This is a genomic window from Longimicrobium sp., assembly GCF_036388275.1.
GTDB lineage: Bacteria > Gemmatimonadota > Gemmatimonadetes > Longimicrobiales > Longimicrobiaceae > Longimicrobium.
Genome location: NZ_DASVSF010000056.1, coordinates 1 through 23740 on the forward strand (window position 1 = coordinate 1; position 23740 = coordinate 23740).

Consider the following 23740-nt stretch of genomic DNA (forward strand, 5'->3'; position numbering starts at 1 on the left):
GGGCTGGGGATGGGGGGCGCCGGCGGCATGCGCCACAGCCGGCCCATCCGCCTCCGTTCTTTACTTCGGCGGTTTGCGCTCCCACTTCACCGGCCGCGTCGCGCGCGGGTGCACGTCGAGCTTGCGTGCCCAGGCGCGGAACTCGGGGCCATGGTCCGGCTTCTTGCCCTGCGCGTGCTGCCACAGGTGAATCATCTCGTGGCGAAGCGTCGCCTCGGACTCGGCGGGGAGCGCGTGCGTGCACAGGACGCGGGAGATGACGATCTCCAGGGGCGTCGAGCTGAAATGCCCGTTGCGGCGCCGCATCTGCCCGCTCAGGTACAGCGGCACCTCGGGCAGGGTGCCCCCGAAGTGCGCGGCGTTGACGCGGCGGAACTCCGCCAGCAGCCGTTCGATCTGCGGCCGGTCCGACGCCAGCACCTGCCGCGTGCGCGTCCGGCGCGGCGGCACCGACTCCGCCGGGATCAGCGTGATGAAGCGGCGGACCGCGTCGCGCGCCCGGTTGCGCGTTCGTGCGTCGCGCGCCGAGAACAGCCGCGCCACCGCCACCAGCACGTCCTCGGGCGCCACGGCGAACGCCGTGTTCAGCCGCAGCGCCGTTCCCCGCTCCGCCACCGACGCCATCACCCGCCGGTTCTTCGTGAACACCACGCGCCGGATCTGCGGGGCGACAGGCGACACGATGGACAGGATCTCCCGCTCCGTCCGGCCGATCGGCTTCGGCCGGGCCGGGGCAGGCCTGGTCGGCGCCGGGTTGTCCGTCGGAGGCGAGGCACTCTCGGGCTCCGGGAACACCTGCTGGACCGCCGCGTTCTGGTTCGGCGGACGCGGTGCGGGCTTGGGTTTCGCAGGCTTGGGAGACGATTTCGGCTGGGCACCGGGGGACGGTGCCCAGCCGAAAAGGTCCAGTACGTCGTCCAGCAGGCTCACGCGACGGCAGCCATCGGCGGGCGTTCCGCGTGGCGGTACTCCACGCGATATCCCATCTGCCGAGGGATGGCGAGCAGCCGGTCCAGGTCCAGGTCGATGCGCGCCCCGGCCTTCTGCGTCACCTCGTCCTCGATGGGAAGGTCGAAGTCGTTGGCGCCGTACTCCAGCGCGCGGAAGGCGTCCTCGTTGCGGGTGAGGACCGACGTGCGCACGTGCTTCACGTTGTCCAGGAAAATGCGCGACAGCGCGATGTGCCTCCAGTACTCGCCCGCGCCCACCTCGGTGCCGCCGAACGCCGTGCCGTACGGCTTGTACGACCAGCTGAGGAACGAAAAGAGGCCGTCGTGCCCCGCCTGCAGGCACTGGTCCTGGAAGTCGCGGGTGCGCTGCAGGTGCTCCAGCCGCTCGTCCATCGTCTCGTCGAAGCCGATGACCATCGTTCCCGTGGTCCGCATGCCGGCCTCGACGATGGCCTGCTGCGCCTGGAAGTACTCGCGGACGGTGTACTTGAACTTGGCGTGGCGCTTCCGGAAATCCTCCGTCAAAATCTCCGACCCGCCCCCGGTGATCCAGTGCACCCCCGAGTCGCGCAGCCGCGCCGCCGTGTCGGCGTACGACAGCTTGGCGCGGTCGGCCAGGTACATGAACTCGGCGACGGTCAGCGCGTAGAACTCCATGCTGTCGCCGTACCGCTCGCGCACGGCGGCGAACAGGTCGCAGTAGTAGTGCAGGGGCAGCTTGGGGTTGAATCCGCCGTTGAACGAAACCAGGTCGCCGCCGAACTCCCGCAGCTCGTCGATCTTGGCGAACACGTCCTCGCGCGTCATCACGTAGCCGCCCTGCTGGTTGGGCAGCACGTAGAACGCGCAGTAGTCGCACTGGGCCACGCACACGTTGGTGTAGTTGATGATGCGCATCACCATGTACGTGGCGGCATCGGGCTGGTGGTAGCGCGCGCGGACGATGCCGGCCAGCCGCTTCAGCTCGTCGTCGGACGCGTGCTCCCACAGCAGCCGCGCGTCGTCGGCGCTTATGCGCCCGCCGCCCTTGACCGTGGCGGCGATGGCCGCCAGCCCGCCCTGAACATCAACCCCGGCTCCGTGGGTCACGATCCCCGTATCCTGCTTCCGTTGCGTGCGTTGGACAGGGGAAAGATAACGACTTCGCCACGACAGGACGAGAGCACGCGCTCCATCTTTCCGCACTAACGCACTCACGCACTTTCGCACTTCCCCGCTACGGCCCCGCCGAATAGATTCCGAACGACACCGGCGCGCCGCGCCCGCGCCATCCCAAGCGGACATGCCCAAGTACACCGACCTCGACAAGCCCGCGCAGTTCCTGAAGAACGTGGGTCCCAAGCGGGCGGAGCTCCTGGCCAAGCTGGGGCTGCTCACCGCGCGGGACGTGCTGTACCACGTTCCCCACCGGTACGAGGACGCGTCCACCGTCACCCCTATCAAGGACCTGGAAACGGGGATGGATGCCACCATCGTGGGCCGGGTGGTGAGCAAGGGCGTGCTTCCCACGCGGCGCGGGCTGCGCATCTTCCAGGCGGTGGTGCGCGACGGCACGGGGCTGATCGAGTGCTCGTGGCCGGGACAGCCGTTCCTGGACCGCACCATCGCGCGCAACGACCTGCTGCTGCTCAGCGGCACCTGCCGCTTCTATCACGGCCGCCAGTTCCAGCCCAAGGAGTTCACCACCCTGGCCCGCGAGGGCGAGGACGCGTCCGAGGAAAGCGGCACCATCTTCCCCGTCTACCCCGCCACCGAGGGGCTGACGCACCGCCAAGTCCGCACGCTGATCGCGGAAAACCTGGACGACCTGCTGCGCAAGGCCAAGGACGAAGACCTCCTGCCCCGGGAGATCCGCGAGCGCGCCGGGCTGGTGCCGCTGGCGCAGGCGCTGGACTGGATGCACCGCCCGACGTCGCTCAAGGACGTGGAGCAGGGGCGCCGCCGGTTGGCATACGAGGAACTCTTCTTCCTTCAGCTCCTGTACGCGCAGGCGCACCATCGCGCCGCCGCCGAGCGCCCCGGCATCGCCTTTCCCCGCCGCGACACGCTGGTCAAGCCGTTCCACAAGTCGCTCCCCTTCACCCTCACCGCCGCCCAGAAGCGCGTGCTGAAGGAGATCGGCGAAGACATGGGGCGCCCCCGGCGGATGAACCGGCTGCTGCAGGGCGACGTGGGATCGGGAAAGACGGTCGTCGCGCTCTTCGCCATGCTGCGGGCGGCGGAAAACGGCTACCAGGCCGCGATGATGGTGCCCACCGAGATCCTGGCCGAGCAGCACGCGCGCACCCTGCAGAAGCTGCTGGAAGGGCTGCCCGTCGGCGTCACGCTGATGACCGGCCGGCTGGGGGCCAAGGCGTGGCGCGAGGTCAGCTACCGCATCGCCTCGGGCGACGCCGACATCGTGGTGGGCACGCACGCGCTCATCCAGGAGGGGGTGGAGTTCCACAAGCTGGGGCTGGTGGTGGTGGATGAGCAGCACCGGTTCGGCGTCAAGCAGCGGCTCGCCATCCAGGAGATGGGCGAAAACGCCGACACGCTGGTGATGTCGGCCACGCCCATCCCCCGCTCGCTGGCGCTGACGCTGTACGGCGACCTTGACATCTCCGTGCTCGACGAGCGCCCGCCCGGCCGCCAGCCGATCAAGACGGCGCTGCGTGCTGAGTCCGCGCGGCCCCGGGTGCTCAAGTTCGTCCGCGAGCAGGTTGAGCAGGGGCGGCAGGCGTACATCGTCTACCCGCTGGTGGAAGAGTCGGAGAAGGTGGATCTGAAGGCCGCCACCGTGCAGTTCGAGCAGCTGAAGGAGGTGTTTCCCGACCTGCGCCTGGCCCTGATCCACGGCCAGATGCCGGGCGAGGAAAAGGACCGGACGATGCGCGCCGTGGCCGCGGGCGAGGTTGACGTGCTGGTGTCGACGACGGTGATCGAAGTGGGCATCGACGTGCCGAACGCCACGGTCATGGTGATCGAGCACGCGGAGCGGTTCGGCCTGTCGCAGCTTCACCAGCTGCGGGGGCGCGTGGGGCGCGGATCGGAGGAAAGCTTCTGCATCCTGCTGTACACCGGGGGCGACGCCGCCCAGCGCCTGCGGATCTTCGCGTCGACGGAGGACGGCTTCGCCATCGCCGAGGCCGACCTGCGCCTGCGCGGCGCGGGCGACCTGTTCGGCGCGCGGCAGTCGGGAGTGCCGGCGTTCCGGTTCGCGAACCTGGAAGAAGACCTCCAGCTGCTGACGGCCGCCCGCGCCGAAGCCCGCGCCATCGTGGACCGGGACCCCGAGCTGGCCAATCACCCGGACCTCCGCGACGCGCTGGAAACGCGCTACCACGAACGGGCGCGGCTGTTTCGGGTGGGGTGAGGCCTGTGGGTGGCCTCGGCTGCCGTGGGGCCCTCACCCGGCACGCGCTGACACGCGTGCCACCCTCTCCCGCAAGCGGGAGAGGGGATACACCTCAGGCCTGGTTGCGCATCCAAGTCTTTGGCGCGCAAAGACTTGTCATCCTGAGGCCAAGCCACACCGCACTCGCCCGTAAACCGAACCCGGCGGGCCGAAGGATCTAGCGGCGGAAACGTACAAGCCCGGGCGCGGCAGCGGTCACCCGACCCGAGGCCGCGGCCCCCTGCCCGGGCGGTTGAACCCGCAGCTGGAACGTCACGAAGTCCGCCTGCGCGGACTGCACCCGCAGCCCCGGCGCGCTGGGCGAACCGGGGCGCAATCCGTCAAACCTTCCGCGCGCGGAAGCGGGCACGAAGGCCCGCCTCCGCGCCTCTACGGTCAGTCCTGCGAGTGCTGGTCGCGAGGGTGGCCGTGGCCCTGGTTCATGGACTCGCCGCTCGTGTCGGCGTCGTGGTTGGTGCCCGACGTGGCCGGCCGGCGCGCGCCGAACTCGTCGCCGTTGTTGTGCTCGCCCTGCACGCCCTCGGGCGTGTTGCCCGTGGTCACGTTGCCCGGCCCCTGGTACCCCGTCTTCAGGTTCGACATGCTTGACTCCGATTGCTGGGTTGATGCGTCGTCCATTCGGGGACAACACAGGGCAAATCTCGTGCTCGCAATGACATAGGCAGCCACCAAATCCGCCGTGGAATCGCGTGTACCAGCGGGGCGATCAGGGGTGTTGCGCGCGTCGTGAAGGTGGTATAGGTTCGCAGTGGAGCCGGGCGCGAGCGAGGGCTGGGAGCCCTCATCGGGGCGCCTCCGGAAACGGGAGCGCCGCCCTGGTGGAAGCCGGAAGAGAGGAGGTGGGACTTGAAGATTTGCAAGCTCATTTTCCACACCGTCGCGCGACGCTCCGCCCATCGGAACGCCCTGCAGCCCTGCTGCACGGGCGTTTTTGTTTTCACCCGTTTACGGGGAGGCTGAAATGCTCGATTCCGGGATGATCAACAAGATCCACAAGGCACGGGAGTACGCCACGGAACCCGAGCGCATCCACTTCGCGCGTCTCGAGGTGGATTTCGACGGCAAGAACGGCAATCACAAGGTGGGATTCGACGAGGGGCACTGGCGCTGCGACTGCGGCTACTTCCGGCACCACGCCACCTGCAGCCACACGATGGCGATGGAGCGGGTGCTGGGCGTGATGGCCCCGGCGGAGGTGGCCTGAGGTCCTGACCGGCCCCCGGGCGCGCCGCCACGGCGCGCCCCGCGCACAAGCGAATCGCCGCGGAAGAGAAGTCTCTCCCGCGGCGATCGTCGTTTCCGGTGGCTGGCCGGCGCACGTGGCCGATGCGAACCTCGCTACGGGTGCGGACGAGATCTCCGACTGCGCCACTCCCGCCAGCCCGGCTCGTCCACCTCCACGAAAGGCCCTTCGGCGCCCTGCTCCCGCAGGAACTCGCGCTCATCGGGGTCGCGCGCAGGCCTTGTCATCCCGCTGGGATCGGTGCGTGCGCGAAGAGCCGCAGCGGCTTCTCTCCGCGACGCCCACATCGCACGCAGTGCGGACAGATCGAAGCTGTTGATGTCCATGACCTCCTCCTTGCGCTAACGATAGTGCTCGTACCAAAGCACATCAAGGTTCTGCGCCGACACGGGAATTCCTGAATCCATGAAGCGACGAAGTAGATCGTACGCGTGTTCAGCCTGCTCCGTCTTGAGGTACGCACGCAAGGCTGCGTCGTCCAGGTCGGCACCGAATGCGGCCATCATGCTCAAGGCCTGCTCTGCATGACCGTAGTACCTCCACCACCGGAACCCCACGATCCGCTCGCCGAGGATGTACTCCTTGCGGATTACACGCAACGTGAGTGGACCCACATCGAATAGGTCTGCGGGATCACTCAAATAATCATCGGGAACTTCGACGTACAGGCTTTCCCGTACCCAGTGCCGTCCCTGGCGGCGAAGGCCTAGTGAGGTGAATACGGCATCGATCGCCGCCCGGCTCCTGCCTTCGACCACAAAATCGATGTCATGAGTCGTGTAAGCACCGGGGACATAAAACTCCACGGCTCCGCCACCCACCAACGTGGCGCGCATCCCTTCGCTCTGCAGAGCTGCTGCTAGAATCGCAGCCGTAACGGTGAGCCGTTCGACGTGCGGACGCTCGTTGTCCCATGCTTCGGCCAAAGCGGCCTTCAGCCCGGCAGGATCCCGGCTCTCCGGGTGCCCGAGGTCGTCCCCGCTGGATGTCCGCTGATCCACTGCGCCTCTGGTGTGGAATTCGGTGCCGATCCCGTTGTCACGTCGCCCGCCGCCACCCTGCCTTGGACGTGAGGCCGTTCATGCGATTCCCTCCTTCCGCAATGCCCGCTCCAGCCGTGGCCTCACATTGAGCGAGCACCCCGCACAAGCGAATCGCCGCGGAAGAGAAAGTCTCTCCCGCGGCGATCGTCGTTTCTGGTGGAGCGACAGGCCGCTACGGGGCGACGGCGATGCCGCGCACAGGTGACGAGGTGCCGATCGTTCCGATGCGCGTGGTGGCGCCGGTCGACAGGTTGATCGTGTGCAGCTCGGAGCGGCTTCCCACCGTCACGGTCACGTACGCTTCACGCGAGGCGTCCGGCCCGGCGATGTCGAAGCCCACGTCGTCGGTGGTGTTGACGCCCAGGCTCCCGACCGTCGTCATCCGCCCGCCGTTGGGCGCACCCACCAGCACCAGCACGTCGCGGTTGCTGTCGATGCCGAACAGCACCGTGGCCGTCGCGCCGCTCACGCTGTTGGTGTACGCGGTCCCCGACACGCGCGGCGTGGTTCCCGCTCCGGGATCGCCCGCCACGTAGGTCAGCGCCGTATCCACGAAGGCGAGGGCACCCGTCACGGGGTGAAGCCGCAGGTTCTGGTTCGTGTTCCCGTGCACGCGAATGCGATCCACCGTGGGGTTGAAGTCGAACCCGAAGGCGCTGCCGGCTAGCGCGGGCGTGAACGGCGTGGTTCCCACGGCCGTCGCGGCGGCGGTGAGCGTGTCGACCGTGTAGAGGCGGCTGGAGCTTCCCACGGCGTACAGGCGCCCATCCACGGGGCGGAAGTCGATCCCGGCCAGCGTTTCGCCCGCCTGCAGCCCCGAGATGGCCACACGGCGCGCCTCGTCGGGGTTCTGGCTGCCGAAGGTGACCAGGTTGCCGACGCCGTCTACCGCGAAGATCCTGCGGCCCTGGGGCTCGAAGTTCGATGAGTCCGCGGGGTTGTCGCACGCGGAAACGGCCGCGGCGAGTGCCAGGACGGAAAGCAGCCGGCTCGAAAGCGGCGTGGAGCGAATCATCCGGTTCTCCTCGTGTTTGGTTCGGGGCCGATACGGCGCGTCCGCGCGGACCTTGAACCCTATACGAAGATTGGGCGCTTCGCGGATTCCTTTTCATGGGAGGGATGGACGAAAAAGCCCCGGCTGCCGATGGCAGCCGGGGCCTTTCTGCAGGTGCGGCGGCGCCGGTCAGCGCCCTTCCGCGTCCATGCCGTTGCGGATCAGAAGCCGCTGACGTTCAGGCGGCCGCCCGTCACCGTGATGCCGCTGAGCGACGCGGTGGGGACCGCGCTGCTCAGGATGGCGCTGCGAATCTGCGCGGCGGTGGCACCGCTGTGCGTGGACGCGTACAGCGCCGCGGCGCCGCTCACGTGCGGGGTGGCCATCGAGGTGCCGCTGTACGAGCCGTAGGTGTTGGCCGGCAGCGTCGAGTAGATGCCCGAGCCCGGCGCGCCGATGTCGACCGTGGTGGCGCCGTAGTTGGAGAAGCTCGACCGGCCGCCGCTGCTGGTGGTGGAGGCCACCGCGATCACGCAGTCGTACGAGCCATTGGCCGTGCACAGGTAGTTGGACGGGTAGCTCGCGACCGCGTCGTTGTTGTCGCCCACGCCGTCGCTGCCGCCGTTGCCAGCCGCCGCGATGAACAGGATGCCGGCGCTGCCGCCGCGGTTGATGGCGTCGAGCAGCGCCTGGCTGAAGCCGCCGCCGCCCCACGAGTTGTTGGTGGCGACGATGTTCAGGCCGTGGCGCTTCTTGAGGTCGGTGAAGTAGTCGACGGCCTTGATGGCGTTGGTGGTGGTGCCGCCGCTGCGGCCCAGGAACTTGCCGGAGATCATGGTGACGTTCCAGTTCACGCCCGCCACGCCGACGCCGTTACCGCCCTCGCCGCCGATGGTGCCGGCCACGTGCGTGCCGTGCTTGTCGAGCGAGCCGCGGGTGCCGCCGTCGTAGATGCCGTTGTCGCCGTTGGCGAAGTCCCAGCCGCGCTGGTCGTCGACGTAGCCGTTGCCGTCGTTGTCCACGCCGTCAGCCGGGTCGAACGGGTTGAGCCAGATGTTGGCGTCCAGGTCCGGGTGGCTGAACTGGATGCCCTCGTCGATGATGCCGACGTACACCGTCCTGGAGCCGGTGTGGTTAGCGGCCCACGCCTCGGCGGCCTGGCTGCCGTACTGGTTGGCCGGCGACGAGGCGTCGCCGTACATGCCCCACAGCGAGCCGTTGGTGAAGTACGTGTCGTTGGAGGTGGCGTTGTGGCGGTAGATCCAGTTCGGCTCCGCGTACTCCACGTTCGGGTTGCCGCGCAGTCGGTCGATCGCCGCCGTGGTCCCCAGCCCGGAGTGCACCACCGTCAGCCCTTCGGCGTCGCCGTTGCGGCGCATGGCGTTGGTGACGATCCGCTCGCGGACCGTGGCGTTCATCCGCTGCAGCGCCGCGCCGCGCGCCTCGGACGAGGCACCCGCGCGGAACTTGACGATCACTTCACCCGGAACGAACTCCTGCGCGGGCGCGGCCGACAGCGACGGGGCCGCCGACTCGGCGCCGGGCATCATCGGTGCCTGCGTGTCGACGCAGGCGGCCAGGGCCAGGGGGGCGAGCACGAGCAACTTGCGATTCATGGGGCATCTCCAGGGGAGCGACGGGACGTGGCGCCATATGGGGGCATGGCGCCGGGATGGTGATGCCCCACCGCAAAGGCAAGCGATGGACCGAAATTGCCGCCGCTCCCACGGCGTTGTCCCGCAAACACTTAGCCTCGAACGGCACCGAGGCGCACACCGGGGAGGGTGCACCACGCTGGTGCGCCGCCGCATCGAAACGGTTCGGCCGCAACCGATCGGACCCGTCCCTTTACGGCGTTCCCGGCTCCAGCACGCGGTCGATCTCGCGCAGCTCGTCATCCCCAAGCGCGAGGCGGCCGAGGGCGGCCACGTTGTCCTCGAGCTGCTGCACGCGGCTGGCGCCGATGAGCGCCGAGGTGACCACGGGGTGGCGCAGCACCCAGGCGATCGCCAGCTGCGCCAGGCTCTGCCCGCGCGCTCGGGCGATCGCGTCCAGCGCGCGAAGCTGGGCCCGGCGCGCCTCCGTCACCTGCTCTTCGCGAAGAAAGCCGTGGGGCTTGGCGGCGCGGGAATCGGCCGGGATCTCCCTGAGGTAGCGGTCCGTCAGCAGCCCCTGCGCGAGCGGGGAGAAGACGATGCAGCCCACCCCTTCTTCCTCCAGAACCCGGAACAGCCCCTGCTCGGGCGTGCGCTCCAGCATGCTGTACTTGGGCTGGTGGAGGACGAAGGGCACGCGCATCTCGCGCAGGATGCGCGCGGCCTGGCGGGTGAGCTCGGGCGGGTAGTTACTGACGCCGGCATACAGTGCCTTCCCCGAGCGCACCGCCTGCTCCAGCGCACCCATCGTTTCTTCCAGCGGCGTCTGGGGGTCCGGCCGGTGGTGGTAGAACACGTCCACGTAGTCCATCCCCAGCCGGGCCAGGCTCTGGTCCAGGCTGGCGAGCAGGTACTTCCGCGAGCCTTCGTCGCCGTACGGGCCGGGCCACATCCGGTATCCCGCCTTCGTGCTGACGATGAGCTCGTCGCGGTGGCCGGCCAGGTCGCGCCGCAGGATGCGCCCGAACGTCTCTTCCGCCGAGCCCGGGACCGGCCCGTAGTTGTTGGCCAGGTCGAAGTGGGTGACGCCCAGGTCGAAGGCGCGCAGCACGATGTCGCGGGCGGTCTCGAACGGGTCGACGCTCCCGAAGTTGTGCCACAGGCCGAGAGAGACCGCGGGAAGCCGCAGCCCGCTCCGCCCGGCGCGGCGATACGTCATGTTCTCGTAACGCGACGCGTCCATCAGCGCGTTCCTCCGGCGGCGACGTGAAAGGTGCCGGTGAGCCCGCCCACCATCACGTCGAACGCCCCCGGCTCCAGCACCCGCCGCCCGTCGCGCGCCACGAAGCGCAGGTCGTCCGCCGCGAGCGTGAACGTCAGCTCGCGCGACTCGCCGGGCTGCAGCTCCACCGTGCGGAACGCGCGCAGGCGGCGCATGGAGGGTGTCACCGAGGCGTAGTGCTGGCGGGTGAAGAGGAGCACCGTTTCCCGCCCCGCGCGCAGGCCCGTGTTCGCCACCGTCACGCTCACGGACAGCGAGTCCGCCGTGCCGATGGAGGGGGAGCCCAGCCGCAGGTCGCGGTAGGCGTACGTCGTATAGCTGAGCCCGTGGCCGAACTCCCACTGCGGGTTGAAGCCGCCGGGGCCGCGGCCGAAGTCGTTGTTCGTCGTTTCCGTGTAGCGATGGTCGTACGTGGCCAGCGCGTTGGGATGGCGCGGATAGGTGAAGGGCAGCTTTCCCGACGGGTTCACCACGCCGAACAGCACGTCGGCGATGGCGTCGCCGCCGTACATCCCCGGCCAGTACGCCATCACGATCCCCCGCGCGCGGTCCGCGACGCGGCTGATCACCCGCGGGCGCCCTTGTACCAGCACCAGCACCACCGGCGCGCCCGTCGCCTGCACCGCCTCGATCAGGCGCAGCTGCGGCTCGGGAAGGGTGAGGTCGTCGATGTTGCCCACCCACTCCGAGTAGGCGTCCTCGCCCACGGCGACCACGACGACGTCCGCGTTCCGCGCCGCGTCCAGCGCCGCGCCCAGGTCGCCCGCCTGGGTGAAGCCCGAACCCGCCATGTAGCGTACATCGCTTCCCCGCCGCAGCATGGCCTCGAGCAGCGTGCGCGGCTCCTCGGGAAAGTGCGATGCATCGGTGCCCTGCCAGGTGTACGTCCAGCCGCCGTTCAGCGCCGTCAGCGAGGCCGCCGCGGGCCCGGTGACCAGGATGCGCGCGTCCCGCCGCAGGGGGAGGATGCCGCCGTCGTTCTTCAGCAGCGTGATGGAACGCCGCGCCGCCTCACGTGCGGAGCCCACTGACGCCTCGGTGGCGAACAGGCGGCGGTGGGCGGGATCGGGATGGGGCGCATCCAGCAGCCCCAGCTCGGCCTTCAGCAGCAGGATGCGGCGCACCGACTCGTCCAGGCGGCTCTCGGGGATCGTCCCTTCACGCACCAGCTCGATCAGCGCGTCGGTGAACCGGTAGTCGCTGGGGCTCATGCTGACGTCGATCCCGGCATCCACCGCCATCCTCACCGCGTCCTTGATGGTGGGGGCCACGCGGTGGCGGGTGTGGAGGAAGTAGATGTCTTCCCAGTCGGTGACGATCACCCCGTCGAACCCCAGCTCGCCGCGCAGCACGTCGGTCAGCCAGTAGCGGCTGGCGTGCACCGGCTCGCCGTCGATCTCGCCCGAGTTCACCATCACCGACCGCGCCCCGTCGCGCACCGCCTGGGCAAAGGGCGGCAGAAAGATCTCGCGCACCTCGCGGGGGGTGACGTCGGCAGGCGTGCGGTCGCGGCCGCTGCGCGGGATACTGTAGGCCAGGTAGTGCTTCAGCGTGGCCGCCACCCGGCCGGAGCGCTGCATCCCCCGCACGGCGGCACCTCCCAGCGTGGCCGCGACCAGCGGGTCTTCGCCGAAGGTCTCGTAGAAGCGGGGAAAGAGCGGCTGGCGGCCCACGTCCAGCACCGGCGCGAAGTTCCAGGGCAGGCCGCTGGCGAGCGCCTCGTCGCCCGTCACCTCGCCCGCGGTGCGCACCAGGTCTACGTCGAAGGTGGCGGCCAGCCCCAGGTTGTGGGGAAAGAGGGTGCCGCCGCGCGTGTAGTTGGCGCCGTGCACGAAGTCGATGCCGTACAGCACGGGAATCCCCAGCCGCGTCTCGCGTGTGGCCACGTCCTGCACCTGGCCGATCAGCGCGTGCCATCCGTCCAGCGTCAGCGCGCCGCCCACCACGTTCAGCAGCGAGCCCACGTGCCGGTTCACGATTGCCTCGCGCAGCTTCGCGGGGTCGATGCGCACGCTGTCGCGCTGCGGCGTTCCCTCCGCCGCCACCGCACCGATGGTGAGCTGGGTCATCTGCCCGACCTTCTCCTCCACCGTCATCCGCGCCAGCAGCGCATCCACCCGGGCGAGCGTCGCGGGATCGTGCCGCCGCTGGGCCGCGGCCGGCGAGGCTACGGCGGCGACCGCCACGGCGGAAAAGCCCAGGAGCACGGCGAGCAGGGTGTGCTGCATCATCTCGGTACGGCCTCGCTTCGGGCGAGCAGGGGTCGAAGATCCTCCGGCGCGATCGCGCACCGCGGACGTTAGCACGCATGCACTCCGCTACGCCACCGCGGCGAGCGGCGTCGCCGGGGAGGGCCGCTGCCAAGGAGAGGCCAGGTTCGTACACGCCGGTTCCGCACCCGCTACGCGACCATGGACGCGAATTTGGACGAGGAGAGGGGCCACAGCCACCTTCGGATGTGGCACGACTCGCTCACGGCGGTGCGGCAGCACTCGCCGGCGGATCTCCAGCGGGGGGCGTAATCGGGTACAGTCTCGGGTACGGTTTTCGGACAAGCGAAGGGTCCCGCAACGAAGACCGTTGCGGGGCTGCTTCCCGAAAAGAGAGGTCCAGGTCTCCCGAACGGTCCCTCGTGTGCGGGTTGCGGTTTCCGCCGAATAACGATTAGGTTCTGCAGACGAACCGGCGACGTTCACGTGGCCGCGTCGCACGTTACACGCCGGGGGGCGCACAGTCGCGGGTGGCGACGACGCCTTCCCGATCGAGAACGAGACGGCCGCCGGCGCCCCGGGACCGGAGCCGGGCCCCGTCCACGCCCGCTCCCTCGAGCTTCCACGGTTCCGCGCTCCATGCAGCCCGTACTCCTCCTGCACAGCCGCGGCGCCGCCGATTCCAGAGCCCCGGGCGACCCCGCCACCACGATGCCGGTCCACATGCCCGGCCAGGCGCCCTGGCGCTCCCGGGCGCGGCGGAGAGCGGCCAACCTCGTTCTCGCCCCTGCACCACCCAGGTAGTCAATCCATCCATTCACCCGACGGACAGGAGTGCACTGTGGAGTACAAGGAGGCCACCGACCGCGTGCTGGAGGGGATCACGGCCGGGGATCTGGCGGGTGAGCTCGGCATCTCGGAGGATGCCGTCGCAGGCACACGCCTGGATCCCGACACCCCTGGCTTCCGCCCTCCCCCCGAGGGCTGGCGGGCAGCAGTTGCCCGCCTCGCCGGTGAACGTGCGTCGCGGCTGCTGCGGCTGAAGACGGAATTGATCGGCCCGCCGCGCGCGGCGAGCGGCACCGCGGCCGGCGTCGCCGTAATGCGGGCGGCACACCTCATCATCGAGAGCGAGCCCCCCGTGTTGAACGACACGGTGGCCGCGCGGCTGCTGGGCCCTGAAATGGTGGCGCAGATCCGCGCGCGCGTCGACGAGCTTCAGACGCCACCGGCGCTCGGCCTGCGCTCGCACGTGCTCCTGCGGAGCCGGTTCGCCGAGGATACGCTCATGGACGCCGTTGCGGACGGCGTCGAGCAGTACGTGCTTCTGGGCGCCGGGCTCGACACCTTCGCGTACCGCCAGCCGGAATGGGCGCACGGCCTCACGGTCATCGAGGTCGATCACCCGGGCACCCAGGGGGCAAAGCGCGGAGCGCTTGCCGCCGCGGGAATCGAGATCCCGCCGAACGTGCGCTACGCCGACATCGACTTCGAGCGCGAGACGCTCGCCCAGGGCCTCGCGCGCTGCGGCGTGCAAACGGCGAAGCCCACGTTCTTCTCCTGGCTCGGCGTCACGATGTACCTCACCCGCGACGCGATCGAGGCGACGCTGCGCACCGTGCTGTCGTTTCCGAAGGGGAGCGGGATCGTGCTCACGTACGCACACACCGACTCGGCGCAGTCGAGGATGGCCGCGGATTCCGCGACGGCCGGCGAGCCGTGGGTCAGCTACTTCACCCCCGATGAACTGGGCGCGATGCTGCGATCACTCGGCTTTTCGGACGTCAGCTTCCTCTCGCGCGAGGAGGCCGAGGAGCGGTACTATGCGAACCGTACCGACGGGTTCGCGGCGCCGCCCCGCGTGTCGATCGTCGCCGCGCGCGTGTGACCACGGCCGGCGCGGGTCCCTTCCCCGAGGACGCAGGATCGCGAACCACGGCGTAGCTCTTTCGGTTCCTGCGTCCGCGCGCGCTTCTCTCTCACCCCACTCCCGGACCCGTGCCCGTGAGGGCATCCGCCCCGCGGATCCCCCCGACAGCCGGGCCGCGCACCGCCGGCTTTCCCCCGCGGAGTTCCGCCGCCGCACCGGCCGCGGCGTGACCGGCCAGCTGTGGCTGGCCGGCGCGCTGCGTCACCCCCGTGGGAGTCGTGTCGAGATCACCCATGGGTGGCATCGTCGTCGAGCAGCACGCCCAGGCGCGCGAGCTCCTCCGGGTCGAACTGGGCGAGCAGCGCGTGGACGACGTGCTGGGCGAGCGTGGAAAGCACCGGCTTTTCGAACAGGTCGGCGATCCCCACCTCCGCGCCCAGCACCTGCCGCACACGCGAGATCACGCGGACGGCCAGGAGCGAGTGGCCGCCCAGCTCGAAGAAGTGGTCGTGGCGGCCCACCCGCTCCAGGCCCAGCACCTCGGCCCAGATCCCGGCCAGCGCCTCCTCCGTCTCCCCCACAGGCGCCTCGTAGCCACGCGTCGCGAACGCGTCGCCCTCCGGTGCCGGGAGCTTCCTGCGGTCCACCTTCCCGCTGGCGGTGACCGGGAACGCATCCAGCCGAACGAAGGCCGCCGGCACCATGTACGACGGCAGCCGCTCGGCCAGGTGCGCCCGCAGCGATTCCACGTCCACTCCCTCGCCGGCCACGCAATACGCCACCAGCCGCGGGTCCCCCGGCGCGTCCTCGCGCGCCAGCACCACCGCGTCACGCACGCCGGGACACACGGCCAGCCGCGCCTCGATCTCACCCAGCTCGATACGGAAGCCGCGCACCTTCACCTGCACGTCCAGGCGGCCCAGGTACTCCAGCGTGCCGTCCGCCATCCACCGCACCCGGTCGCCGGTGCGGTACAGCCGCGCGCCCGGCCCGCCGCCGAACGGGTCGGGGACGAAGCGCTCCGCCGTCATCGCGGGGCGGTCCAGGTAGCCGCGCGCCACCCCGGCGCCGCCCACGTACAGCTCCCCCGCCACGCCGACGGGCACGGGGAGAAGCGCCGGGTCCAGCACGTACGTCGCCACGTTCGGCAGCGGGCCGCCGATCGCCGCCGCCGGGCCCGGCGCCACGATCTCGCGCGCCGTGACGTCCACGGTGCACTCCGTTGGGCCGTAGACGTTGTAGAAGCGCGTGGATACGCGCGACATCCGCTCGCGCAGCTCCTCGTTCACCGCCTCGCCGCCCACCAGCACGAAGCGCGGGAACGCGCCCTGCCCCAGCCCCTCCGCCAGCGCCAGCCGCAGCAGCGAGGGCGTCATGTCCACCGCATCCACCCGCTCGCGGTTCAGCCACGCCACCAGCGCCGCGGGGTCGCGGCGCACCGCGTCGGGAACCGGGCAGAGCGCGTGTCCCGCCAGCAGCTGCACGATCTGCTTGACCGACCCGTCGAAGACCAACGGCGCGTTCACGGCCACGCGCAGCGGGGCGGAGTAGGCCGCGTAGATCCGCGCCTGGAGCGCGGAGAACAGGTTCACCACCGAACCATGCCGCACCATCACGCCCTTGGGGCGGCCGGTGGAGCCCGACGTGTAGATGACGTAGGCCAGGTTCTCCGGGGTGGGCCCGGGGCGCGCGGGATTCTCCTCCGCGCACTCCGCCCAGGCGCCGGCGTCCGCGTCGAGCGCGAGCGCGGGCACGCCGAGCGAGGCGACGCGCTCCAGCAGCGACGCCTGCGTCAGCAGCACCCGCGGGCGGCTGTCCGCCAGCATCTCGCGCAGCCGCTCCACGGGGTACGACGGGTCCAGCGGAACGTACGCGCCGCCAGCCTTCAGCACCGCCAGCAAGCCGGCCACCGCGTCGACGCCGCGCTCCAGGCACAGCGCCACGCGCGCATCCGGTCCCACGCCCCGTGACTGGAGGTGGTGCGCCAGCCGGTTCGCCCGCGCGTTCAGCTCCGCGTAGGTGAGCTCCTCCCCTTCGAAGACCACGGCGGCCGCGCCGGGCGTGCGCAGCACCTGGGCCTCAATCAACTCGTGGAGGCACGTCTCGCGCGGGAAGTCCGCCGCCGTGCGGTTCCACTCCTCCACCACCCGGGCGCGCTCGTCCGCCGGCATCAACGCCAGCCGCTCCACCGGACGGCTCTCGTCCGCCACCATCCCCTCCAGCACACGCTCCAGGTATCCTGCGTAGCGCTCCACCGTTTCCCGCTCGAAGAGCGCGGAGGCGTACGTCACGCTCCCGGCGATCCTCCCGCCGCCCTCCCAGAGCGTCAGCGACAGGTCGACGTTCGCCGTCGCCTGCGCGGGCGGTGCCGGCGCCGTCGGTCCCGCGGCCGGCCGGTCCGGCGGTCCGGCCGGCCCCATCGGCGCCTGTGCGAGGCCGGCGAGCCCGGTGCCGCCGCCGGGAGCGTTCTGCCAGGTGAACATCGCCTGGAAGAGCGGCGCGTGCGCCATGCTCCGCGCCGGGTGAACGAGCTCCACCACCTGCTCGAAGGGGATGTCCTGGTGATGCTGCGCGCCGAGCGAGCGCTCCTTCACCCTCGCCAGCAGCTCCGCCACCGTCGGCGCGTCGGACAGCTCCACGCGCACCGGGAGCATGTTCACGAAGAAGCCGATCAGCGCCTCGATCTCCTCCCGCCCGCGGTTCGCCGTAGGCGTGCCGACCACCACCTCGTCCTGCCCCGACAGGCGGGAAAGCACCGCCGCCCAGCCGGCGAGGAGCGTCATGTACAGCGTGGTCCCATGCCGCCGGGAAAGCTCCCGGAGCGCGGCCGAGAGCGCCTCGTCCAGCACCAGGCTCACGGTGGCACCGGAGAAGTCCTGCCGCGCCGGGCGCGCATGGTCCGTCGGGAGCTCCAGCAGCTCCGGGGCACCGGTGAGCGTTTCCCGCCAGTACTCCGCCTGCTCCCGAAGGACCTCGCCCTCCACCCAGCGACGCTGCCAGGCCGCGTAGTCGGCGTACTGCACCGCGAGCGGCGGGAGCGGATCGGGCCGCCCCGCGCGGAACGCGCCGTAGAGGGCGCCCAGCTCGCGGGTGAACACGCCCACGCTCCAGCCGTCGGAGGCGATGTGGTGCATGGTGATGAGCAGCACGTAGTCGTCTTCGCCGATCTGCACCAGCCGGCCCCGGATCAGAGGCCCGCGCTCCAGATCGAACGGCGTGCCCGCCTCCTCCGCCATCAGCCGATGCAGTTCCGCCGGCCCTTGGGCGCGGCCGCGGAGGTCGTGCTCCTTGAGAGGGAACGGGCTCTCCTCCGCCGGCACGATCCGCTGCACCGGTGCGCCGTCCACCTCGGCGAAGACCGTGCGCAGCGCCTCGTGCCGCGCCAGGATCCGGTCCAGCGCCCGCCGCAGCGCGGCACGGTCCACCTCGCCCCGCAGCCGCTGCCGCACGGGGATGTGGAACGCCGTGCCCGCGGCGGCCAGCCGTTCGACGAACCAGAGCCGCTGCTGCGCGAACGAGAGCGGGAGATCGCCCCCCCGCTCCACCCGCTCGATCGGCGGCAGCTCGGCGCGCGACGCGGTCTCCAGCCCCCGCGCGAAGTCGGCCAGCACGGGCTGGGCGAACAGGTCGCGCAGCGCCACCTGCACCGCCAGCCGCTGCCGTACCCGCGAGATCACCTGCACCGCCAGCAGCGAGTGTCCGCCCAGGTCGAAGAAGCTGTCCCGGCGCCCCACCCGCTCCACGCGCAGCACCTCGGCCCAGATGTCGGCCACCGCCTGCTCGGTCTGCCCCTCCGGCGCCTCGAAGCCGCGCGCGGCGAGCGCGTCGCCCTCCGGCGCGGGGAGCGCCCCGCGGTCCACCTTGCCCCCGGCGGTCACCGGGAACGCGTCCAGCCGCACGAAGGCCGCCGGCACCATGTACGACGGCAGCCGCCCGGCCAGGTGCGCCCGCAGCGATTCCACGTCCAGGCCCTCGTCGGCCAGGCAGTACGCCACCAGCCGCCGTTCGCCGGGCTCGTCCTCGCGCGCCAGCACCACCGCGTCGCGCACGGCCGCGTGCTCGGCGAGCCGCGCCTCGATCTCACCCAGCTCGATCCGGAAGCCGCGGATCTTCACCTGGAAGTCGGTGCGCCCCAGGAACTCGATAACCCCGGTGCGTGAGTGCGTTAGTGCGTTAGTGCGGAAGTCCGCGGATCCCGAACCCACTTCCGCACTCACGCACTCACGCACTTCCGCACTTTCCTCCCGCCACCGCCCCAGGTCGCCCGTCCGGTACAGGCGCGCCCCCGGCTCACGGGAGAACGGGTCCGGCACGAACCGTTCGGCGGTCAGCCCCGGACGGTCCAGGTAGCCGCGCGCCACCTGCCCGCCCCCGATGTACAGCTCTCCCGACACCCCTAGCGGCACCGGCCCGCCCGCCGAGTCCAGGAGGTAGACGCGCGTGTTCGCCACCGGCCGGCCGATGGAGCGCCAGGTGGCGGGATCGGCCGCCATCTCGCGCATCGTGGCGTTGACCGTCGTCTCGGTAGGGCCGTACGTGTTCAGGAGCGGTGGCCGGTAGCCGTCCCTCCCGAACCACGCCTGCAGCGCGGCGGGCTCCACCGCCTCGCCGCCGATGGCCAGCAGGCGCACGCTCGGCGGGATGACGGCCGAGGGCTCGTCCAGCAGGAGCTGCCAGAAGCGCGTCGGGAGGTCGAGCACGCTCACCCCGTTCTCCGCGCACCGGCCCCAGAAGGTGTGCGCGCCCTCCAGCCACGCCTCGGTGCGCAGCACCAGCGCCGCCCCCGTGAGGAGCGCGCCGAAGATCTCCTCCACCGCGGCGTCGAAGGCGACGGAGGCGAACTGCAGGAACCGGTCGCCCGCCCCCAGGCCGAAGCCCGCCTGGACGGCGGCGACCTGACGCCCGACGGCGCGGTGGGTGACCATCACCCCCTTGGGCCGCCCCGTGGAGCCCGAGGTGTAGATCACGTATGCCAGGTGCTCCGGCTGGAGCGCCCCGCGCCCGGGGTTCGCGTCCGACCCCGCCGACCCCGCCGACCCCGCTGCCCAGGCGGGTGAGTGGGCGTCCAGCTCGAGCACCGGCACGCCCGTGCCCACGAAGCGCGCGGCGAGCGAGCCGTGCGCCAGCACCGCCACCGGCGCGCTGTCCTCCACCTGCCAGCGCAGCCGCTCCTCCGGGTACGCCGGGTCGAGCGGGACGTACGCCCCGCCCGCCTTGAGCACCGCCAGCAGCCCCGCCACCATCTCCGGGGTGCGCTCGGCGCAGATCGCCACGCGCGTGTCCGGGCCCACGCCCCCGGCGCGCAGCCGATGCGCCAGCCGGTTCGCTCGGGCGTTCAGCTCCGCGTACGTGACCTCCCCGCCCTCGAAGACCACGGCAATTGCCCCGGGCGTCTCCTCCGCCCGCCGCTCGAAGAGCTCGTGCACGCAGCCGTCGGCGGCGGACGGGAGATCCGTCGCGTTCCACTCCTCCACGACCCGCGCGCGCTCCGCCGGGGACATCAGCGCCAGCCGCGCCACGCTCCGGCGCTCATCGGCCACCATCTGCGCGAGCACCCGCCGCAGGTAGGCCGCGTGGCGCTCCATCGTCTCCGGGTCGAAGAGCGCCGTCGCGTACTCCAGGGAGCCGACGATCCGCCCGCCCCGCTCGGAAAGGGTGAGCGACAGGTCGAACTGCGCCGACGCCTCCCAGGGCTCGCTCGCCGCCGTCCCCGGCCCCGCCCCCGGCCCAGGCGCCCCCGGGGAGCCCAGCGCCAGCCCCGAAAGCTCCAGGTTGCCTTCGGGCATGTTCAGCCAGTTGAACATCACCTGGAAGAGCGGCGTGTGCGCCAGGCTGCGCACCGGCTGCAGCAACTCCACCACCTGCTCGAAGGGGATGTCCTGGTGCTGCTGCGCTTCCAGCGCCCGGTCCTTGGCCCGCCGCAGCAGCTCCGCCACGGTGAGCGAGCCGGAGACGCCCACCCGGATTGCCAGCGTGTTCACGAAGAAGCCGATCAGCCCCTCGATTTCGCGCCGCCCCCGGCCCGCCACCGGGCTGCCGATCACCACGTCCTCCTGCCCCGAGAGGCGGCTGAGCACCACCGCCCACGCCGCCAGGAACGCCATGTACAGCGTGCCCCCATGCCGCCGGGCCAGTGCCTTCAGCCCCGCCGTCAGCTCCGCGTCCAGCTCGATCCCCACCTCGCGCCCGGTGAAGTCCTGCCGCGGCGGCCGCGGCCGGTCGGTGGGCAGCTCCAGCAGCGCGGGCGCGCCAGCCAGCATCTTCTTCCAGTACTCCGCCTGCCCCTTCAGCACCTCGCCGTCCACCCAGCGCCGCTGCCACACCGCGTAGTCCGCGTACTGGATCGGCAGCGCGGGAAGCAGGTCCGGCTCGCCGTTGCGGAAGGCGGCGTAGAGCGTGCTCAGCTCACGGGTGAACACCCCCATGCTCCACCCGTCGGAGACGATGTGGTGCATGGTGATGTGCAGCACATGGTCATCGTCCGCCATGCGGACCAGGTGCCCGCGGATCAGCGGCCCGCGGGCCAGGTCGAAGGGCGTGGCCTCCTCCTCGTCCACCAGCCGGCCAAGCTCCGCCCCGGCCTCCGCATGGCCGCGGAGGTCGTGCTCGGCCAGCTGAAACGGGCTCTCCTCCGCCGGCACGATCCGCTGCACCTGGTCGGCGTCCACCTCGGCGAAGACCGTACGCAGCGCCTCGTGCCGGGCGACCACCCGGTCCAGCGCGCGGACCAGCGCGTCCCGGTTCAGCTCGCCCCTCAGCCGCAGGTGGGTGGGCATGTGGTAGAGGGCGCCGGGAATCCCGAGCTGGTCCAGGAACCAGAGCCGCCACTGCGCAAACGACAGCGGCAGCGGTCCGCTCCGGTCCACCGGCTCGATCTGCGACAGCGTCGGCGCATCCTGTTTGGGCGCGGTGGCCTCGAGCAGCTCGAGAAGGGCCAGGCGCTCGGCGGTCGAAAGGTTCTGCATGCTCACGAACGGCTGTCTGGAAAAGTGGTGTACGGCAAGGTTGCGTTACGCGGCCGTTGCGCCGGGCTCGCGAACGAGCCGCGAACCGCGCACGGGTTTCGGGGGGCGCGACGTCGTACGCCGCGCAGGTGGCCACGCCTCGGTGGGACCGTACCCGTTCAGCAGCCGCACGCCGGCGATCACCAGGCGCACGGTGCGGGCGAGGAGCTCCAGCGCGGGTGCCAGTGCGCCGTGGGGGGTGACGACGCCCATCCCCTGCTCCGCCGCCCGCCGCGCCAGCTTCAGCGGCGTCGGGACCTCGCTCCCGCGCATGACGACGCAGGCGCCGGCCGAGCGCGGCGCCTGCGTCTGCTCCAGCCACACGTGGAACCCGGCCGCGCGAACCGCATCACCCGGTCGGCCGGGGGCGAGCCCGTACGCCGCCGCGGCCGCGCGGCGGCTTCGGCCTACGCGACCCCGACGCCTGTACCCCGCCCAGCGCTCTACGGTCGCCCGCGCAAAGAGCGCCCTCGCGCCGCTCAGCCGCGCGCCGATTGGCTCCCCCCTCTTGAAGAGGGTCAGCGTAGGCCGAATCTCGCGGTCTCGTCCGTGGGCACCGCCCCGCACACGCTCGTCCGCGGATCCTCCGAACGGTGCGTCACCCCATGCGCGCGCCGCGGTCCTCGGCGAGGAGCCCGGCCAGCACGGCCACGTGGGGCGCCTTGAGCGCGGTGATGTGGTTCCCCGCGCCGACCGAGAACACCAGCCCGGGCGCCCACGCCCGCCATCCCCGCTCGATTTCGGCGAAGTGCGCGCGGTTGGCGGCCTCGTCCTTCGCCGGATCGTCGACGAGCACCAGGCGCAGCCGGCCGGGGTAGACCCCCGAGGGACGGTACACGGTGCGCAGGCACCGCGCGAACGTCCGGAAGGGGCCGGCCAGCACGTCGGGCGCCGCGCGCGCGCCCAGGAGGCCGTGCCCGACCATCTTCCCGTGAAGGAGCTTCAGCCACCCGGCTTCGTCCCGTGAGGCCACGTCCGCGGGGCCGATCCCGAGGGACCGCTCCACGGCCAGCTCCAGGACCTCCACCAGCTTCAGGAAGGCCTCCCCGCCGCCGTACTCGCGCACCACGGCCTCGGAATCATCCGGCGCCTCGCTGTCCAGGATGGTGAGCGACGCGACGGGGCGCCCGGCCTCGTGGAGCCGCAGCGCCATCTCGAGCGCCACCCAGCCGCCGAAGGAGTGGCCCAGCAGGTGGACGGGCCCCGCGGGGCAGGCCTCGGGGAGCGCGCGGAGGTAGTGCTCCGCGGCCGCCTGCACGGTGGCGTGGGGCGGCGCCTCCGCGTCCACCCCGCGCGGCTGGAACCCGTGCACCGGCACGGACGGGTCCAGCGCCATCAGCAGGTCGATGAAGCTGGTGACGCTGCTCCCCGCCCCCGGCACGCAGAAGAGGGGCGCGGCGCCGGCCACGCCGCCCTGGAGCGTCACGAGGGGCGAACGGCCCGCGGGGGACGGCGGCGCGCCCTCCCCCGCCCCGCCGATCGCGCGCGACAGCGCCGCGCCGAGCACGGCCGCGTTCGGCGGCCGCATCATGGACAGGTGCGTCCCCGGGACGGGCGTCACGCGGAGCCAGCCCTTGGGGTGGAAGGCGCCCCAGCCGCGCGTGGAGTCCGGCTCGGAGCTCTGCTGGGCGGGGAACTGGTGGACCAGGACGGGCATCGGCTGCGGCGAGTACTCGCGCAGGGCGGCCTGGTGGCCGCGCAGCCGGTCGCGCACCGCCCGGGCCTGCGCCACGGTGACGTGAGGCGCAAGAAGCCCCTCGTCGCGGCTCCTCTGGACGAACGTGTCCAGGTCCTCGTCCCCGCCCGCCGCGGCCTCCTCGCTGGAGTCCGCGCCCCTGCCATCGGCCATGGTGTCGGCGGTGCGGAGCGCGTTCAGGATGAGCGCGTGGTCGAGCCCCCAGTCCCGCGATTCGGCGGGACCTTCAGCCGCGCGAGCGCGAGCCGGGTGGTAGCTGTCGAACATCCCCACGAACTCCACGATCTCGTCCCGGCCGATCAGCTGCGAGGCCACCTCGTAGGCCAGCACCCCGCCGAACGACCACCCCGCCACCCGGTACGGCCCCGAGGGCTGCACCTCGCGGATCATCCGCACCAGGCGTGTCGCCATCCCCTCGACGGTGCGCAGCGGCGGCTCCGATGGCGACGGCGCCGG

The 23740-nt window shown here is 71.3% G+C and carries 16 protein-coding genes; 3 read left to right on the forward strand and 13 right to left on the reverse strand.

The window, feature by feature from the left end; genetic code table 11:
- Positions 1 to 60 precede the first annotated feature (60 nt).
- A complete protein-coding gene (locus tag VF632_RS11685; RefSeq protein WP_331023068.1) occupies positions 61 to 930 on the reverse strand; it encodes a SprT-like domain-containing protein in 870 nt (289 codons plus the stop codon).
- Positions 927 to 2039: a radical SAM protein gene (locus tag VF632_RS11690; RefSeq protein ID WP_331023069.1), complete on the reverse strand. Its 1113-nt coding sequence runs from the start codon at positions 2037 to 2039 to the stop codon at positions 927 to 929. Before VF632_RS11690 ends, VF632_RS11685 begins: the two co-directional genes overlap by 4 nt.
- Before the next feature lie 142 nt (positions 2040 to 2181).
- On the opposite strand from VF632_RS11690, the gene recG reads away from it, so the two are divergent.
- Positions 2182 to 4305, forward strand: coding sequence for an ATP-dependent DNA helicase RecG (gene recG / locus VF632_RS11695; RefSeq protein WP_331023083.1), 2124 nt, complete (start codon positions 2182 to 2184; stop codon positions 4303 to 4305).
- 417 nt (positions 4306 to 4722) lie between these two features.
- Here the strand turns inward: recG and VF632_RS11700 are convergent, their stop codons facing one another.
- Entirely contained in the window at positions 4723 to 4929 is a 207-nt protein-coding gene (locus VF632_RS11700) for a hypothetical protein (RefSeq protein WP_331023070.1), read from the reverse strand.
- Positions 4930 to 5308: 379 nt separating this feature from the next.
- Here VF632_RS11700 and VF632_RS11705 point away from each other — a divergent pair, with 379 nt between their 5' ends.
- Entirely contained in the window at positions 5309 to 5551 is a 243-nt protein-coding gene (locus tag VF632_RS11705; protein ID WP_331023071.1) for a hypothetical protein, read from the forward strand.
- 134 nt (positions 5552 to 5685) lie between these two features.
- On the opposite strand, the gene VF632_RS11710 is transcribed toward VF632_RS11705, so the two are convergent.
- The 6 genes from VF632_RS11710 to VF632_RS11735 all read right to left on the reverse strand — a co-directional run bounded on the left by VF632_RS11710 (position 5686) and on the right by VF632_RS11735 (position 12735).
- A complete protein-coding gene (locus VF632_RS11710; RefSeq protein WP_331023072.1) occupies positions 5686 to 5916 on the reverse strand; it encodes a hypothetical protein in 231 nt (76 codons plus the stop codon).
- Between the two features lie 15 nt (positions 5917 to 5931).
- Positions 5932 to 6591, reverse strand: a complete 660-nt coding sequence (locus VF632_RS11715) for a hypothetical protein (RefSeq protein ID WP_331023073.1) — start codon at positions 6589 to 6591, stop codon at positions 5932 to 5934.
- Between the two features lie 214 nt (positions 6592 to 6805).
- Positions 6806 to 7648, reverse strand: coding sequence for a DUF4394 domain-containing protein (locus VF632_RS11720; RefSeq protein ID WP_331023074.1), 843 nt, complete (start codon positions 7646 to 7648; stop codon positions 6806 to 6808).
- Positions 7649 to 7848: 200 nt separating this feature from the next.
- Positions 7849 to 9243 (reverse strand): S8 family peptidase, encoded by a 1395-nt coding sequence (locus tag VF632_RS11725; protein ID WP_331023075.1) that lies wholly within the window; start codon positions 9241 to 9243, stop codon positions 7849 to 7851.
- A 232-nt stretch (positions 9244 to 9475) separates the two neighbouring features.
- The gene (locus VF632_RS11730; RefSeq protein ID WP_331023076.1) at positions 9476 to 10465 is read right to left on the reverse strand and encodes an aldo/keto reductase; all 990 of its coding nucleotides are present in this window, start codon (positions 10463 to 10465) and stop codon (positions 9476 to 9478) included.
- Complete coding sequence (locus tag VF632_RS11735) at positions 10465 to 12735, reverse strand: glycoside hydrolase family 3 N-terminal domain-containing protein (protein WP_331023077.1); 2271 nt, start codon at positions 12733 to 12735, stop codon at positions 10465 to 10467. Before VF632_RS11735 ends, VF632_RS11730 begins: the two co-directional genes overlap by 1 nt.
- 820 nt (positions 12736 to 13555) lie before the next feature.
- Here VF632_RS11735 and VF632_RS11740 point away from each other — a divergent pair.
- The gene (locus tag VF632_RS11740; protein WP_331023078.1) at positions 13556 to 14602 is read left to right on the forward strand and encodes a class I SAM-dependent methyltransferase; all 1047 of its coding nucleotides are present in this window, start codon (positions 13556 to 13558) and stop codon (positions 14600 to 14602) included.
- A gap of 91 nt (positions 14603 to 14693) precedes the next feature.
- Here the strand turns inward: VF632_RS11740 and VF632_RS11745 are convergent, their stop codons facing one another.
- The 4 genes from VF632_RS11745 to VF632_RS11760 all read right to left on the reverse strand — a co-directional run.
- Complete coding sequence (locus VF632_RS11745) at positions 14694 to 14879, reverse strand: hypothetical protein (protein WP_331023079.1); 186 nt, start codon at positions 14877 to 14879, stop codon at positions 14694 to 14696.
- Positions 14872 to 21549 (reverse strand): amino acid adenylation domain-containing protein, encoded by a 6678-nt coding sequence (locus VF632_RS11750; protein WP_331023080.1) that lies wholly within the window; start codon positions 21547 to 21549, stop codon positions 14872 to 14874. Before VF632_RS11750 ends, VF632_RS11745 begins: the two co-directional genes overlap by 8 nt.
- 45 nt (positions 21550 to 21594) lie before the next feature.
- Positions 21595 to 21912, reverse strand: a complete 318-nt coding sequence (locus VF632_RS11755) for a hypothetical protein (protein WP_331023081.1) — start codon at positions 21910 to 21912, stop codon at positions 21595 to 21597.
- A 274-nt stretch (positions 21913 to 22186) separates the two neighbouring features.
- Positions 22187 to 23740, reverse strand: a 1554-nt coding sequence (locus VF632_RS11760; RefSeq protein WP_331023082.1) for an alpha/beta fold hydrolase, incomplete at its 5' end; no start/stop codon positions are given.